The following is a 15,005-nucleotide window of genomic DNA, read 5'->3' on the forward strand; positions in this document are numbered from 1 at the left end:
GTGACGGCCGGGTGGAGGAAAACGGTGACGGACAGAGTGGGGGAATTCCGTGACGGAACTACCCCTCACCTGGAGGAATTACTTGACGGCTGACACCAGGCGGCCGGTCGGGTCGAGGGCGGCGGCGGTGATCGTGCCGCGGTGTTCGGGCAGTACCGCCAGCCGGGTGGGCCGGGTGGGATCGGTGACGTCCCAGAGCGCGGCGATGCCATCCAGGCTGCCGGTGAGGAGCGTGCGCCCCGTCGGCGCGAAGGCGTAGGCGAACATCCCGGTGAGCGTCGCCAGTCGCCTGCGCCCGGCCACGTCCCAGAGGATCGTGGTGTTGTCGTCGCCGCCGGTGGCCAGGATCTGACCGGTCGGGTCGAACGCGCTCCCGAAGATGCTCTTGCTGTGCCCGGCCAGATCGGCCGATCTGATCGGTGCGGCGTCCCCGACCACGTTCCACAGCACGGAGCTGTGGTCCGCGCCGCCCGTGGCCGAGCGGCGTCCTTCCCGGTCGAAAGCGACCGAGAACACCGGCTCAGTATGGCCGCCAAGGGTTTTCAGCAGGGCAGGGCGTTGTGGATCGGTGACCCGCCACAAGATGGCGGTGTGGTCCTCGCTGCCGGTGATCGCGGTGCGCCCGCCGTTGGCCAGTGCCACCGCCCGTACCGGGCCGGTGCGGCCGGGTCCGCCGACCAGCGTGGAACGCAGCTTCGGACGGGCCGGGTCGGTCACGTCCCACACCGTGGCCTTGTTCCGGTCGGACGAATTGTCCCAGCTTGCCACCAGCAGTGTGCGGTTGTCCGGGCTCAATGCCAGCGACGCGGTCCAATTCAGCGCACCGGCCATGGTGGCGAGAACCTGCGGACGCGCCGGTGTCGTCATGTCCCACAAGGTCACCAGGCCGGTGGTGCCCGCGGTCGCCATCATGCGGCCGTCGGAGCTGAAGACGATCGCCCAGACCTCGCCGTCGATCTCGCTCGGCATGGCCAGTCGCTTCGGATCCGCCGGATCGGCGACATCCCAGATCACCAGTGGCGCCTCACCTCCGCCGATGACGGCGATCGGTCCGCTCGGGCTGAATGCGATGGCGGATACCGGGATACGCTGCCCCTCCAGCGTGCCCGCGTAGTGGTTGCCGAGCAGGGTTGTCATCAAGCCCGCACGGGTGACTACGCACAGCATCGCGTCGGCACGATGCATTTCTCGGTAGATCCGCTGCTCCCAGTCCTCCCCGAAGACCATGCCGTGGTCGGGGGAGCGATCGAAGAACACCTCGTACCCCGCGGCGGACAGCCGGTCGTACACCACCTCGGAAATGGCGGAGTCCGGTCCGGCGTGACTGAGGAAAATTCGTTCCATGACTACCGCCTCGCAGCGACGACAGGTATCACCGAGATGGTCGGCGTCGAGCCGCTAATCGTTACGTACTAAAAGGTCGAATTAGCCTGCGCCGCCGTGGTTTCCAGAAAGGTTCGCGTACCGCACGGTGTGTTCTGGGAATTCGTTGACGGGTTACCGTGACGGGGCTCTAATGAAAACCATGAAGCTGTTCCGGAGCCGGTCGGCCTTCGTTCCGCTCCTCTCGACCGGATTCGCCATCATCGCCCTCCTTCTCGGCACAGCAGGCGCGTCGGCCGACCTGATGCAACGCGCCGAGCCGCTGCTGATCGCGCACTGCACCTTCGCCCAGGCCGATGCCGCACTGCACGTCGAGTCACCCCAACTGGCCGCAGCACTCGACTCGTATCCCACGTTCAAGGCCGACCTGCGCCGCAAATTCGATCAGCCGGTGGAGCAGCGGCGTGCCGCCCTGCGGCAGATGATCGAGCAGAACCCCGAGCTGGCGCGCGAGCTCGACGAATCACCGCGCTGGGCGCACCTGCGCAACGCCGTGTCGGCTGTGGCGGTCACCTGCCAGAACTACTGACCGAGGCGGGCATTACCCGGCCTGCCCGGCCCGCCGTGCACTAATGACCACAAGCCCAAGCCCGGATACGGCGGGTCAGCCGAGCTCGCGCGGCTGATGCGCTGAGCCCCATTGCGCATTCGACTGTGCGACAACGCTGTCCAGCCGTTCGGCGAGCAACTGCCGCGCGTCTGCGCCGTCGTAGGGCGCGAGTGCGGCGAGGTAGCGAACCTTCTCCTGTTTCAGCGTCTCCGTGGTGGCGCGATAGGTGAGCCAGTTGGCATGCCATTGGAACAGTTGCTGGGCGCCCTCGGCCACGACGACGATCGCCGACAGCGTGGCCGTGATCACCGCGGGCGCCGAAAGGGCCGCGACGACGGGCACCGCCCCGCCGACGACGATCTGCCCGAGTTTCACCCGCTTGTAGGCGCGTTGCATCGACGCGCTCTTCTTGCTGTACCAGTTCAGCTGATCGACGAACCGTACCCACACCGGGTCGGTTTCGTCGGGTTGTCGCGCGATGAATGTTTCCGGCAACGTGCCCCTGCCCGCCTACGTTGGTCAGCGCTGTTCAGTCAGGAATTGCTTCAAGGCCACATGGTCCGGAATACCGACGTTCCCGAACGTCGCGCACTTCTGAGCCGCCGTCCAGGACGCGATGTCCAGCGCCGCGTCCACCGGTGCGCCCGCTGCGATCGCCCAGGCCAGCGCCCCGTGGAACGTGTCGCCCGCACCGCAGCTGTCTTCCACCGTGACCTCGAACGCTCGATAGCGGTGCGTACCGGTCGCGTCGAGGTAGACCCCACCCCGCTTGCCTTGCGTCGCCACGAGGACTTTCGGCTCGAAGTCGGCGAAGACCCGCGCCATGCCGCGGTCCAGCGGCTCGCCCGGGTGCCTGCGGGTGAAGAACTTCTCCGGAGCGGCGATGTAGTCGACGCCGTGCAAGAATTCCTCGCTCGACTCTTTGTACCCGCCGGTGTCGATCACGATCGGTACACCCAGTTTTCGACACGACTCGATGGCGGCCTTGCTCAGTGCGGGGTCGGTGCAGTCGAGCAGCGCGGCGTCCGCCCCGGTGAACGCCTCCGCCAAGGTGCCGAGCATCGCCAGGTCGGCTCGCGGCTGGGGTGTCCAGATCGTGGTCCGGGTTCCGTGATCGGCCGCGATGATCACCGCGGAGTGCTGGCTCTCCTCGGCGCGCTCGAAGAGGACGAGTTCGAGCGGTTCACTCGTCAACTCGCGTCGTAGCACGTCCGCGTGGATGCCGGTGCCGCACATCGCGTAGAGGCCGACGCCGCCTCCGCCCAGTCGTGCCGCGGTGATGGACCCTCGACCGGCCGGTCCGCCTACCACGACCGTGTGCCTGCGGACCGGGTTCTCGCTGTCCTCGGCCGGGTGGCTGTCCAGAACGTAGAGGTAGTCGATCGTGGCCATGCCGACGACCGCCACCTTCGGCATCTCCTTCAGGCGAATCTGTTGACGATCCATGCGCTGCCTGCCTCCGCTGACTCCGGAAAGTGGGTGTTGTCGAGTTCTGCCGCTTCGGCGATGGGGCGAGTGGTGATGACGACCGCCCTGGGATTGCGGCGCAACAGGGTGGCCGGGACTCCGGCCGTCTCGGGGAAGTGCGTCATTTGATGGATGATCCGGGCCTTGGCCTTGTCGAAGGCCAGCACCATGAGGCCGGAACATTCCAGCGCCGAGGCCAACCCGATGGTCAGCACCGAGCGTGACGGCTGATGCGGATCGATGTACCGGCGGCCGTGTTCGCTCAGTTCCACGATCCGGCAGCCGTCGCTGACGATCTCGTCCGGATCGGTGTAGGCGCCGACCTCGTATCCCAGCACCTCACCCGCCGGTGATATCGAAATCCCGTGCACCGCAGGGGGATACAGGCGAAGGATGCGCTGTGTCCGCAGCAGTGGATCCTCGCGTTCGGAGATCTGGCCGGTCAGCAGATGCAACTGATCGGGGGTGGGGCCGAGCCCGCGTTCGGTCAACGGTTCGATCAACGTCTCGACGACATGCCTGGTGCGCGAGGTGTGGTGACCGGGGTGGACGCCGAAAGTCTCCGTGTCCGAGAGGATATGAGCCTCGCCGAACGGCGCGGGCGCGTAGCGATGTGCGATCCGCAGCATCGCGCGGAAGACCTGCGTCGCCGCGCGACCCGTCGGAAGGACCACGCTCCGGTCGGATGCGTCGCGCGCGATCCGGAAGTAGGTGTGCGCCGCCGCCTCCGCCGCGACGCGTTCGTTCTCGAAGACGGCGACGCCTGCGGGCCACCCGGAGACCGGTACGGGTTCGGCGTGGCGCGGCGTCGCGTCGGTATCCAGTGCGCGACCGCTCAGGCCGGGTCGTCGCAGGTCTTTGACGAGCGAGTCCAGAGTGGTGTCGCGCCGGTCCAGCCAGTCCACCCACTGTGTCGGTGACAGGTAATAGCCGAGCCGCTCCGGCTGAACCTGCTCCAGCCGGACCCAGTAGATCGGGATCTTCGCCTTGTCCGCGAGATGGACCTCCCGCTTGACGTGGACGCTCGAATCCGCTGAGGCGCAGAACAGCAGGACCAGCGCCTTGGAATTCTTGATCGCACGCGATATCGCCTCGTCCCAGTCCGACCCCGGCGGTACGTCGCGCGGCGCCCACCACGTCGAAATGTCATGGCGGGCAAAGTATGTGGCGATATGTTCGACGACGGGCCGCTTGCTGCTGTGATAGCTGATGAAGACGGCCACACCCCTCCTCCCCTCGAGTCAGTCGATATCCGCATCGTATCGACTTCGGCGCTCGCCTGCGGAGTTTCACGGCGGATGTCTGGCCCGAAGGTCAGGGACCCGCGGGAAAGCCTAGCTGGTGCCGAGTGCTGGCATGGCCGATCGACGCCAGGGGCCCACTCGTCGCGGCGTCGATGGTGTCGGCGAGATCGCCATTTCAGTCCAGGTACGGGTCGGATTCGTCGGCGCGCCCGCGCCGGAACGGAATCCACAGTGCGGAGCCGATGCCCAGCGCGACCAGGCAGGCGAGTGAGCCGATCACGGCGATGCGGCGGGGGCGGGGATCGGGGCCGGGCGGCGGGACCGGAGCCGGAAACGGCCGGGGCGCATCCGCATGTGCGCTCACCGGTTCGTCCGGCAGTTCTGCGGTCAGCGCGGCGACCGGATCGATCAGGCCATGTCCGATGCGGTCGTCACGGCCCGTGCCGGGCTCGTGCGCGGTGCGGACGATGCGCTCGATCACCTGTCCCGCGGTGAGGTCCGGGAATCGGGATCGCACCAGTGCGGCCAGGCCGCTCACATAGGGCGCGGCGAAGCTGGTGCCTTGGATCTCGCTGATGCCCTCGGTGGTCTGCACGCCGTTCACGAGTCCGGTACCGCCCGGCGTGCTGTCGAGGGAGACGATCTGACGCCCGATGGCGGCCGTGCCGACCCACGGCCCGTGCAGCGACGTCGGCGAAACCGTGCCATCGGGATCGACCGAGGCGACGGACAGGACATAAGGGTGAAACCAGGCGGGGCTGGCGACTGCTTGCACAGCGCCCCAGCCGGTTCCGGTGTTCTGCTGCGAGCAGGCGCCGTCGGACCGGAGGTTGCCCGCGGCCGCGACGACCACGACATTGTGGTCGTAGGCGTACTTGACCGCGGCTCCGAGCGGGGCATCGGCGGTGTCGGCTCCGGCTGCGGTGCAGGAGACTTCGGAGATATTGACCACAGTGGCGCCCAGGTCGACCGCGCGCACCACGGCGGCGGCGAGGGTGAGCACATTTCCGTATCCGGAGTTCAGGATGCTTCCGGGTGGTGGATCGCCGCGGCGGTCGGTCGGCTCGTAGGCAAGGCTGAGTTGGCGAATGCTGAGGATCTCGGCCTCCGGTGCGACACCGGCGAATCCGTCATCCGGACTCGGCCGCGCCGCGATGATACCCGCGACCAGGGTGCCGTGGGCGTCGCAGTCCGCTGTGCCGTCGGTGTCGGCAACGTAGTCGCCGCCCGCGTGCAGCGCGGGCAAACGCGGATGGCGGTTGACCCCGGTGTCGATGACCGCAACCATCTGGCCGGCCCCACGGCTGAACTGCCAGGCCGCGGGCAGGTCGAGGACGCGCTGCCCGATCGGCGCCTCGTGCGGACCCCCGCCGGTTCGAACGGGCTCCGCGCAGACCGCTCGCTGCTCGGTCGGTTCCAACGGAGCCGGTCGCCCGCTGAGCGCCTCCGCGATGCCCAGCGCGGCCGGATCGATGACAGGCTGCGTGACCGACAGGCGTGGTGGAACCGCTGCGATCGGCCCTGTCTGCCACATCAGCGCCGTCGATATGAAAAGCGCTGCGGCGCAGGCGCGACCGATCCGGCGGGTTGGGTTCTCCGATGCATCCCGGCTCAGGCGGCTCATAGGTTCCTGGCGGCGGAGTACACGTCCATGATCCACAGCACGAGCGGGATCACTGCGACGATCAGTAGGTATTCGAAGATCTCGTTGGCACGCCGCAGCACGGGGGTGATCTCGATGCGCGGCCCGATGACGCCGAATCCGGCGGCGGCCCCGGCAAATCCGAGCAGCAATGCCGCCGCGATCAGGCCCGTGTCGGGATCGCCGAGGGCCAGTGCAATGGTGAGGAGCACCAGGGTCGCGCAGCCGCCGACGATCAGGGTGGCGGCCTGGGTCAAGTCGGAGAACGAACGCCCACGCAGGCACAGGATCACCGCGGTCACGACCAGCAGCGCGATGCCTTGCCAGCGCTGGACATCGAACGGTTCGGCAGCGGTGACGGCGCCGAACACCGCGATGATCGTGCATCCGGCGAGCATGCCGGACTGAAAGCAGTTCGCGGCGCGGGCCCGGTCCGCGAGCCCCGCGGCCGACGGCAGCGCAGTGGCACCGATGGCGCCGATTCCCTCGATGGCGGGTCGTGGTTCGTGATCGCCCGGGTCGATCGCACCGCCCGCGGTGGGCACCGGCGGCACCGGCAGCCGCGCCAGCACGGATGCCAGCCGTGGCACCGCGGATATGACGGTGAGAGCGGCGACGACCAGACCTGCACTGATCTTCGGCAGCGCCGGATCCCACACCAGCCGCACCGCCGCGGCCGGCCCGCCGAGCAGCGCGACCGTGCCAGCGGTCGCGAACACCGTCGCCCCTGTGGCGATGAGCCGGTAGGCGAGGACAGCGGCCACCAGCGTCACCGAGAAGCCCAGCAGCAGGTGGGGACTGCCGAGATCGCCAGGTACGAACAGCGCCGCGCTACCGCCGAGCAGCACCAGCCCGGCCGACGCCAGCCAGGTCGCGGTCAGTTCGTCGAGGTATCTGCGTGCGGCGATCCACGCCGCCGCGAAGGCCGCGACCCCGCACCCGCTCGCGAGGAAGGGCGCCGCGAGTCCGTCACCGGACGGGCGCGCTACCACCAGCACACCCAGCGCGGCGACCACCGCAACCACCGCCACGGCCAGCCCGGTCCAGCGCGCCGCGACCGGGGACCAGCTGTGGAATTCCGCGGTGGTGAGCCGGGATACGGCATCGATGACGTCGTCGAACAGCGCTGGAGACACCGTGGTCCGGACCGGGCGAAGCACCAGCAGTTCGCCGTCGTGCACCTCTGCATCGGTCAGCGTGCGGTTCGGCGCGATCGGTTCCCGCCCGATGCGTGCCAGGGTCCAGTGCTGCGTCTGCTGTGGCGCCGCACTGTCCTCGCTCTCCGCCGGATCCGGGTTGCGTGACTCGATGAGCGCGACCAGATCACCGATGAACGCGACGATAGGCACCGCAGCCGGCAGGCCGACATCGAGCTGGGTATTTCCACCGATGACGGAAACCCGGCACAATTCGGGCCCGGCGGAGCGCGCGGTGTCGCTCGGCGACTCGATCAATAGGGGAGCGACCACGACTCTTTCCGGAAAGACAACGACCCTGGCACTTGCGAAACAACTCTTCCTGCTGTCCGAAACATGAGCGAATCCGAATAATCGGATCTCGATCGGCCCAGGGTAGAACAGAAGATACGAGCCGACGACCCTATGTGCATGGAATTTGCACTCCATTGAGCATGCCGCCGGGAAGGCGGCTCAGGTAAACGTAAAATCGACGCGAGAAAGGGTGGCCCGCCGCCGACTGCGGCGCCGGCCGGATACGGTTGTTTACTCACAACGACGCTCGAGGAAACGGTGATGCCTGAGTGACGGACGCGCACCCCGCAGACGCGCAGTGCCCGGTCTTTGCCGCGACTTCCCTGTCGGGTGCGATCACGGTGCGAACCACGGAACAGGGCCTGCCGCTGAGCCTCTCGATCGAGGCTGCCGAACTTCGCCGTGATCCTGCCCAGCTGGCCGGTGAGATCCTGCGCCTGTGCCGGCGATCGGCCGATCGGGCCGGACTGCTGCGTCGCACACAGCTCGAGGAGTCCGGCCTGAGTGCGCAGGCGCTCGCGCTCGCGGGACTTCCGACGCCCGAGGATGTGGCTCGGCGAGAGGCACTGGAGGAGCAAGAATACGACACGGAGCCGGGCAGCTGGCTGCGGCCGGTCTGATCGATCAGCGGCGAGGAGACAGCATGGTCGAATCGATGGAAGAACTCGAGGCGCAGGTGCGCCGGCGGATGTACCAGATGCAGGACCTCGCTGACCGGCTGGTCGCGGTGCGGGTGCGGGAGAGTTCGCCGGATGGCACAGTGGCGGTCGAGGTGGACGGCAATGGTGCACTGCTCGCGCTCGAGTTGTCTTCCGCGATCTCGGGAATGTCGCCCGCGGAATTCGAACGCGTGGTTGTGGATACATCCGGTTCGGCCGCGCGGAAGGCGTTCGAGCAGCGGGCCGAGTTGATCACGGCTTTCAACGAGGAGACGACCGGGCCGAGATAGCCGATCAGCGTACGGCGATGAGAGATTCGCCGATGTAGCGCATCTCGTCCGGCGTGGTGACCATGTGGACGGTTGTACTGGCGCCGGCTGTGCGGACCGTGATCTGGTTGGGTGTCCTGTCGTCTTGGACGAGTGTCACATCGGCGTCGAAACTACCGCCGGGATCGCGCGAGGGCCGCACGTGCACGATGGTTGCGCCGCCTGGTGAGGCGGCCGGGGCGATGCCGTCGAAGACGAGCATGGACGCTGTCGGTGCCGGTGCGCCCGGTTGCGGCGCCGCCGGTGGATGGCTGGCGGCGGCCGAGCGGGGAGCCATCGAAAGCCAGTACGGGGAGCCGACATTGGTCACCATCGAGTGCCAGGCCTCGGGCCGGTCGCTGTGTACGACCACGCGGGCGCCGAGTGCGATGGCTCGTAGGATCACCTGCTGGGCGAGGGCGAGTGTGCCGATCACGTCGAGGTGGCGGGTGCCGTCGCCGGCCAGCGGGACCGCGATTCCCTGGCCGAGTTCGTCGGCGCCGATCAGCTGGCCGCAGCCGCCGGTGGGCACCACCAGCCCGGTGAGAGCCGGGAGCGGGCCGCGGTGGCTGGTGCGGGCGCTGCGGTGGGCGTGGCTGCCGGTCGGCAGGCACGCCAGGAGGGTGGGCAGTTGTCGGCCCGGCAGTGCGCGGAGCCCCGGGACCGGTGGTTCGGCGAATTCGTGGGTGGTGTCGAAGCGGACGACCGCGTCGAGCGCGATCATGGGTTCGCGGTCGCGCTGTGCCGGGTTGTCTGCGGCTGTGCGCAGCCGAAGAGTCACCGTGGTCGACCGGCTCTGGGTGGCCCAGATGTCGGCGAAGCCGCGGGAGCTGATCAGGCCCGCGCCGATTTCATAGCTGGTGAGGTGCAAATCGTTGTGCCGCAACGTGGTCGGTGTCTCGGTGAGTTCCGCGAGCGTGATGCCGCGGGTGAGTTCCCGTACCGCGTTGTTCATCTCGGTGGCAGTGAGTACCGAGACCGCGATGTCGCGGGCGGCCAGCCGGTTGGCCACCCGCCGGGTGGCGATGATCGCGGATCGGGTCACCCCCGTGCCTCCGCCACCGCGGCGGTCGACTGCGGCGGCGTTGGCCAAGGGATCCAGGCGCAAGACCAGCCACACGGTGCGGTGCGCGATCGCAGGCAGCGGGCCGATGATGCGGTCGTACAGTTGCGCGACGAAACCCGTTTGCGCGGTGCGGGCGCCGATGCTGATGACGTCGATAGAAGCCAATGCGATGTCGAATTGCACCAGGCAGCGGGCGATGTCGGTGAGCGGAAGCACCTGGTCGGTGCTCAGCGAGCCGGGCCGCAGCAGGGTCAGCGCGTCCGGCGGCGGGTTGATGCGCAGCATAGTGAGCAGTCGGTCACCGTCCCAGCGCAACCCGTAACTGCCGCCGTCGGGCAGCGGCACATCGAACGCCTGCGGAAACTCCTGGGCTCGGTGGGTGCGACGCCGCCACAGGTAACCGAGGCGGTGGGCCAGCATGCCCGAGGCGGTGCGCGGTTCGGCACGCCGGAGTGGCAGCAGGCCGATCAGCGCAGCCGCGGCACCAACGGCGACTGCAGCCACGGCCGGCGCGTCCAGCGCTATCGCACACCACGCCACCGCGGCGGCCGCGAGCAGCACCGGAATCACCGAGCGCAGGGACAACAGCCGCAGCAGTGGTAATTCCGCATCCCATGATCGGAAGGCTCCGGGATGAGAATCGCCGGTGCCTGATGTATTCGTCGGTCCCGCTACCATCGTTTCGTTCTGCAAAAGTTTTACATTGATTTGAGTTTCGGCCCGTTCCGTTGTCGATAAACAGTTCCGGTCCGTGAATTACGGTACCGTACCGTAGGAAAAAGGGCAGTCGGAGATATTTGGAGATTCAGTGCCGGCACAATTGACGACCCGGGCTCAGGTCAACGGATACCGTTTCCTGCTGCGTCGGCTCGATCACGCTCTGGTGCGCCGGGATGTGCGGATGCTGCACGATCCGATGCGCTCACAGCTGCGTTCGTTGGTCGTCGGCGCCATCCTCGGGGTGCTGGTCGTGGCCGGTGCCGCGATCCTGGCGTTCCTGCGCCCGCAGGGTGCGATCGGCGATGCGCATATCGTGGCCGGAAAAGACAGCGGCGCATTGTATGTCGTGATTCGTGACGGCGAGAAGGGCGACCGGCTGCATCCGGTGCTGAACCTGGCCTCGGCCCGGCTGATCACCGGGACCGCCGAATCCCCGAAATCGGTGAAGGACGCCAAGCTCGGCTCGATGTCGCGCGGACCGATGCTGGGCATACCGGGGGCACCCGCCGCACTACCGGGTTCGGGGCAGGGGGCGCGGTCGGAGTGGGCGCTGTGTGATGCGGTGCAGTTGTCCAGCAGCGGCAGCGCCACGGGTGCCGGTGTGCACACGACCGTGCTGGCCGGGCATACGCACCTGGGAGCGCGTGTCCGCGCTGTCGGGCGCGACGAGGCGTTGCTGGTGCGCGGTGGTGACAAGACCATCGGCGACAAGACGTATCTGGTGTACGACGGCAAGCGGGCCGAAGTCGATCCGCGCAACTCGGTCATGGCACGGGCCCTGAATCTATCCGCGTACCAGCCGCGTTCGGCGAGCCCGGGACTGCTCGCCGCCACCATCGCGGTGCCGATAGTGGCGCCGCCTCAGATTCCGGGGGCCGGGCAGCAAGGTCCTGGCAAGCTGTCGGGGGTACCGATCGGCGGCATCATCGCCGTCAGCACACTGACCCACGGGGCGCGGCCCGACCTGTATGTGGTGCTCGCCGAGGGCGTGCAGCCGGTGTCGGCGTTCGCGGCCCAGGTGATCCGCACTGCCGACTCCTACGGGATGAGCGAGATCGCCACGGTGCCACCGGATGTGCTCGACGGTGTGCCGGTGGTTCATGCGCTGCCGATCGAGCACTTCCCGGTCGACGCCCCGGAAATCCTTGCCGCCGAGGATGCGCCGGTGGCCTGTATCGCATGGTCCAAGGCGCCGGGTACCGGGCCGGCGGCGCGTGCTTCGGCCACCGACGGTCCCGCCGACCGGGCCGTGGCGACGCTGCTGGCAGGCACCGAACTGCCGCTGTCGGAGGCGGCGAGACCGGTGCGGCTGGCTACCGCCGATGGCACTGGCGACCGGGTCGACCAGGTCTACATTCCCCCGTCGACCGGGGAGTTCGTGCAGGTCACCGGCATCGATGCGGGAAGCCCGCGGCGCGGCAGCCTGTTCTACATCGCCGACAGCGGCATCCGCTACGGGATCCCCGATGCCGAGACGGCCGCGGCACTCGGGTTGGAGAAGGATCCGCGCCTGGCGCCATGGGTCATCGTCGGCCAGCTCGTGCCGGGGCCGACTCTCGCGAAACAAGAGGCGCTCGTCAGCCGCGACACCCTGCCGACCGGGCGATGACACCACCTGGGCGGGATCCGACGGGAGGCCCCACGGTGGCTCACAAACTCTGTCGACCTGTAGGCAGTGCTACGGTCGCGCGCCAGGAACATCGTCGTGCTGTTGTGTTCTGATAGATGTGCGATGCTGGTCCGGTCGGCGGTGTTCGGGCCAGCACAGGGCCGTGACTACGATCAGTATCTCTATGCCGATAACGGCGTAGATCACAATTTGAAGCATGGTCATTTCCACGGGTGCCCAGCTTTTCCAATCTGCGGGACGGTTCTCTGATCTGTCCTGACAGATTTCACGGCAAGCCGCATAAGAGGCTCATAAGAGAGCCTTAACGACGCCGTAACTGATCAGCAGGTTGCAGGCAGCCGAGAGTTGCCCTAGGCGCGTGCGACGAGGGTTCGAAGAGTTTGCAGCCCTCTTTTGCCGTCGTGGAAGTGTTTGCCGTAATCGGCAGAAGTGATCGCCGCCGGATGTGCTGCACAGGCCACCAGAGCGGGCGGCCGAGGCCGGCGCCCACGCCTTCCACCTGCTGACGACCGTCGACCCGCGCAGGTAGGCCGCGCGGACGCGGCTGGCTCGCCGAGGTGGAGGTCGCCTACGGCGATCTGGTTCGCGATGTGCGGGGCCGGTCGCCGGTACCTGCCGGCCTTCGACGGCCCCGACGACCCTGTCGTGTTCAGTCCTGTATGCGTCGCTTCTGCCACTCCTATGGCGCATGGCCGACCTTTATGGTCGTTCTGTGACGCCGACGTCACTCCGATCAGACGTCCGCGGCAGGTACCGAGCAAGGAGACGACCGATGATCCAGATAGTGGCGTGGGCGGTCATCGCCGTGGAAGCTCTTCTGATCATCACGGCGCTGTGCTGGCCGGAGCGCAAGTGGCACGGCCTGGACGGCGAATCCCCCGATACGCTGCACCGTGAGCGGGAGCGGGAATCCGTCGGCAAGCCGTAGCGGAACTTGCCCGTTTGATCCGCCTCCGACGTGGCTGTGCTGAGGCCGAATCGATCTACACCCCGGAACGCTGGCGGTCGCGGAAGCGCTTTTCGAATCCGGCGACGAATTTCGTGGGCGGAACCGAGGAGGAGGACAGTTCCAGCACGCCGTCGTCGGCGATGTAGAAGATGGCTCGGCCGATGGCGATTTCGCCCTGCGGTACAGGAACGTACACCATCCAGCCGCAGCTGATCCGGTCGGCGACGAGCTCGTCGAGAGGGTACCCGCTGGTATCGAGACCGCGCCCGAGCACGTACTGCCGCACCCGGACGATCGCGAGCGGCTCCGGCATCGAGTCCGGCACCTCGATCACCGAATCGGCCAGGCGGAGTTGGTACAGGGCGCCGTCGACATCATGAACACCGTTGTCCCCGAATACATTCACGACGGTGTCGCGGGTCACCACACCCGCTTCCGCCGCGGTAACCAAAGTCCCTGCCGCGGTCCGCTGCTCCGCACTCGGCTGCCGCGTCAGCAGGCGAGCCACGATGTCGGCTACGGTGTCGGCGCTCCACACACCGGGCATCGCGGGGGCGCACTGCTCGGCCGCCGGGGACTCGCCCCGATACCATCGACCGGCCTCCCACCAGTAGCAGAACGACATCAGGCCGGTCTCGGCCCGTGGGTTCAACACCGGGTCCGCCACCCATTCCGGCGCTCCCGCAAAGAAATTCGGCATCTCGTTGCCGCCGTTGAAGACGGCGTCCAACGCCGGGGCATTCCACACGCCGCCCGACAGCACGGCACGGCCGCCCGGTAGCGAACACAAGGTGGAGCCGCTGCGTCGAGAACCTTCGAACCACGCCAGCGACGGCATCATCCGCGGGCCCCACTCGGAGCCGACCGCGACGAACGCCGCCGCGATTGTCGCCCACCGCGCCCACATCACCGGGAACGGAGGGAGTTCGTTCTCCATCAGTTCCGACCACACCTCGGCGGCCCGGTCTGCCCGCGCCGCGACGGCGGCCCGCTGTGGGCTGCGCGTCTGCCTGCCCTCGTGCCCGATATAGGCCGCCAACCACACCGGAAGCCGCTCACGCGGATACCGATCCAGGTCCGCGCGGTACTCCGCGGGAGAGAACAGCTGCTCTTCCGGGAAGGGGCGTTCGCCGTAGTCGTGGTCCACATCGACCACGCCGTCCGCGGTCACATGCAGCAGCAACCGCCACCACGGGCCCGAATCGTCGTCCGCCGCAACTTCCCGATGCGCGCGGACCAGTTCCAGAACCCCCTTCGACACCTCCGCCACCACCTCGGTGTCGCCGACGGAGAACACGGCCTGCGCTGCCTCAGCCGTGACGGTCACCGCGAACTCCGCGTAGAGCGCACGCCACTGGTCGGGCGCCGCGCTCGTCAACTGATCGACGATCCGCTGAATGACGTCCGCAGGCTCGTCCGCGGCGGGCGGCTGGTCGGCGCCCTCCCCATCGTCCGATGCATCGGCGTTCGAGCCGGAGATGGCGGGTTGCGCCTGCTCGTCGAGACCCGCGAGGGTGAACGCGACATCCGGAGTGCTCTCCGCCGCAGTCTCGTCCCGGTCATCCTTGTCCTGTCCCGTCATCGGATGTGAAACCTTCCAGCCATTGCCGTTCCGCACACCTGCGCTCTCGAAATACACCGGCCGACATCGATGTCGCGCCGATCGCGGACGAAATACGACTGGTCGATACTTCGCCCATCGGGCTCCGGTTCATAGACATGGTTCCACGAATTTCCGCGGGCGGGTTCGCTCAACGGAATCACCGCGCTCAAGGGATTGTAAATTCCCCATATATGGCATCACTGTTCGAATAGTTTGCGCGGTACTACACGGATCACCGGGCTCGTAGGTGCCGGGCAACTATACCGCCGCGCGACTGTTGGTGAACGGCAGCGC

General features: G+C 67.6%; 13 protein-coding genes. 5 read left to right on the forward strand and 8 right to left on the reverse strand.

What is annotated here, in order from left to right:
- Positions 1 to 78: 78 nt before the first annotated feature.
- Positions 79 to 1,344 carry a TIR domain-containing protein gene (locus tag AB0M45_RS21645; protein ID WP_364331873.1) on the reverse strand — a complete coding sequence of 422 codons (1,266 nt, stop codon included), beginning with the start codon at positions 1,342 to 1,344 and terminating at the stop codon, positions 79 to 81.
- Between the two features lie 181 nt (positions 1,345 to 1,525).
- Here AB0M45_RS21645 and AB0M45_RS21650 point away from each other — a divergent pair, with 181 nt between their 5' ends.
- Positions 1,526 to 1,912: a hemophore-related protein gene (locus AB0M45_RS21650; protein ID WP_364331876.1), complete on the forward strand. Its 387-nt coding sequence runs from the start codon at positions 1,526 to 1,528 to the stop codon at positions 1,910 to 1,912.
- A gap of 75 nt (positions 1,913 to 1,987) precedes the next feature.
- Here the strand turns inward: AB0M45_RS21650 and AB0M45_RS21655 are convergent, their stop codons facing one another.
- The 5 genes from AB0M45_RS21655 to eccD all read right to left on the reverse strand — a co-directional run bounded on the left by AB0M45_RS21655 (position 1,988) and on the right by eccD (position 7,755).
- Positions 1,988 to 2,428: a DUF4231 domain-containing protein gene (locus AB0M45_RS21655; protein WP_364331879.1), complete on the reverse strand. Its 441-nt coding sequence runs from the start codon at positions 2,426 to 2,428 to the stop codon at positions 1,988 to 1,990.
- Between the two features lie 24 nt (positions 2,429 to 2,452).
- The gene (locus AB0M45_RS21660) at positions 2,453 to 3,379 is read right to left on the reverse strand and encodes a PfkB family carbohydrate kinase (RefSeq protein WP_364331882.1); all 927 of its coding nucleotides are present in this window, start codon (positions 3,377 to 3,379) and stop codon (positions 2,453 to 2,455) included.
- Positions 3,355 to 4,623 carry a TIR domain-containing protein gene (locus tag AB0M45_RS21665; protein WP_364331885.1) on the reverse strand — a complete coding sequence of 423 codons (1,269 nt, stop codon included), beginning with the start codon at positions 4,621 to 4,623 and terminating at the stop codon, positions 3,355 to 3,357. The genes AB0M45_RS21660 and AB0M45_RS21665 overlap by 25 nt, the downstream gene beginning before the upstream one ends.
- A 196-nt stretch (positions 4,624 to 4,819) precedes the next feature.
- A complete protein-coding gene (gene mycP, locus AB0M45_RS21670) occupies positions 4,820 to 6,178 on the reverse strand; it encodes a type VII secretion-associated serine protease mycosin (RefSeq protein ID WP_364331888.1) in 1,359 nt (452 codons plus the stop codon).
- Positions 6,179 to 6,264: 86 nt separating this feature from the next.
- Entirely contained in the window at positions 6,265 to 7,755 is a 1,491-nt protein-coding gene (gene eccD, locus AB0M45_RS21675) for a type VII secretion integral membrane protein EccD (protein ID WP_364331891.1), read from the reverse strand.
- A gap of 290 nt (positions 7,756 to 8,045) precedes the next feature.
- Here eccD and AB0M45_RS21680 point away from each other — a divergent pair, with 290 nt between their 5' ends.
- Together AB0M45_RS21680 and AB0M45_RS21685 are read left to right on the forward strand one after the other, a co-directional pair.
- Positions 8,046 to 8,396: a hypothetical protein gene (locus AB0M45_RS21680; RefSeq protein ID WP_364331894.1), complete on the forward strand. Its 351-nt coding sequence runs from the start codon at positions 8,046 to 8,048 to the stop codon at positions 8,394 to 8,396.
- A 23-nt stretch (positions 8,397 to 8,419) separates the two neighbouring features.
- Positions 8,420 to 8,725 carry a YbaB/EbfC family nucleoid-associated protein gene (locus AB0M45_RS21685; RefSeq protein ID WP_364331897.1) on the forward strand — a complete coding sequence of 102 codons (306 nt, stop codon included), beginning with the start codon at positions 8,420 to 8,422 and terminating at the stop codon, positions 8,723 to 8,725.
- Between the two features lie 4 nt (positions 8,726 to 8,729).
- On the opposite strand, the gene eccE is transcribed toward AB0M45_RS21685, so the two are convergent.
- Positions 8,730 to 10,394, reverse strand: coding sequence for a type VII secretion protein EccE (gene eccE / locus AB0M45_RS21690; protein ID WP_364331900.1), 1,665 nt, complete (start codon positions 10,392 to 10,394; stop codon positions 8,730 to 8,732).
- A gap of 223 nt (positions 10,395 to 10,617) precedes the next feature.
- Between eccE and eccB the strand changes: the two genes are divergently transcribed.
- On the forward strand, positions 10,618 to 12,138 hold the full coding sequence (gene eccB, locus AB0M45_RS21695) for a type VII secretion protein EccB (RefSeq protein WP_364331903.1): 1,521 nt from the start codon (positions 10,618 to 10,620) through the stop codon (positions 12,136 to 12,138).
- Positions 12,139 to 12,931: 793 nt separating this feature from the next.
- A complete protein-coding gene (locus AB0M45_RS21700) occupies positions 12,932 to 13,087 on the forward strand; it encodes a hypothetical protein (RefSeq protein ID WP_364331906.1) in 156 nt (51 codons plus the stop codon).
- 55 nt (positions 13,088 to 13,142) lie between these two features.
- Here AB0M45_RS21700 and AB0M45_RS21705 read toward each other — a convergent pair whose 3' ends face one another.
- On the reverse strand, positions 13,143 to 14,690 hold the full coding sequence (locus AB0M45_RS21705) for a hypothetical protein (RefSeq protein WP_364331909.1): 1,548 nt from the start codon (positions 14,688 to 14,690) through the stop codon (positions 13,143 to 13,145).
- Positions 14,691 to 15,005: the final 315 nt, after the last annotated feature.

This window comes from Nocardia sp. NPDC051787 (assembly GCF_040681325.1).
In the GTDB taxonomy this organism is placed as follows: Bacteria; Actinomycetota; Actinomycetes; order Mycobacteriales; family Mycobacteriaceae; genus Nocardia.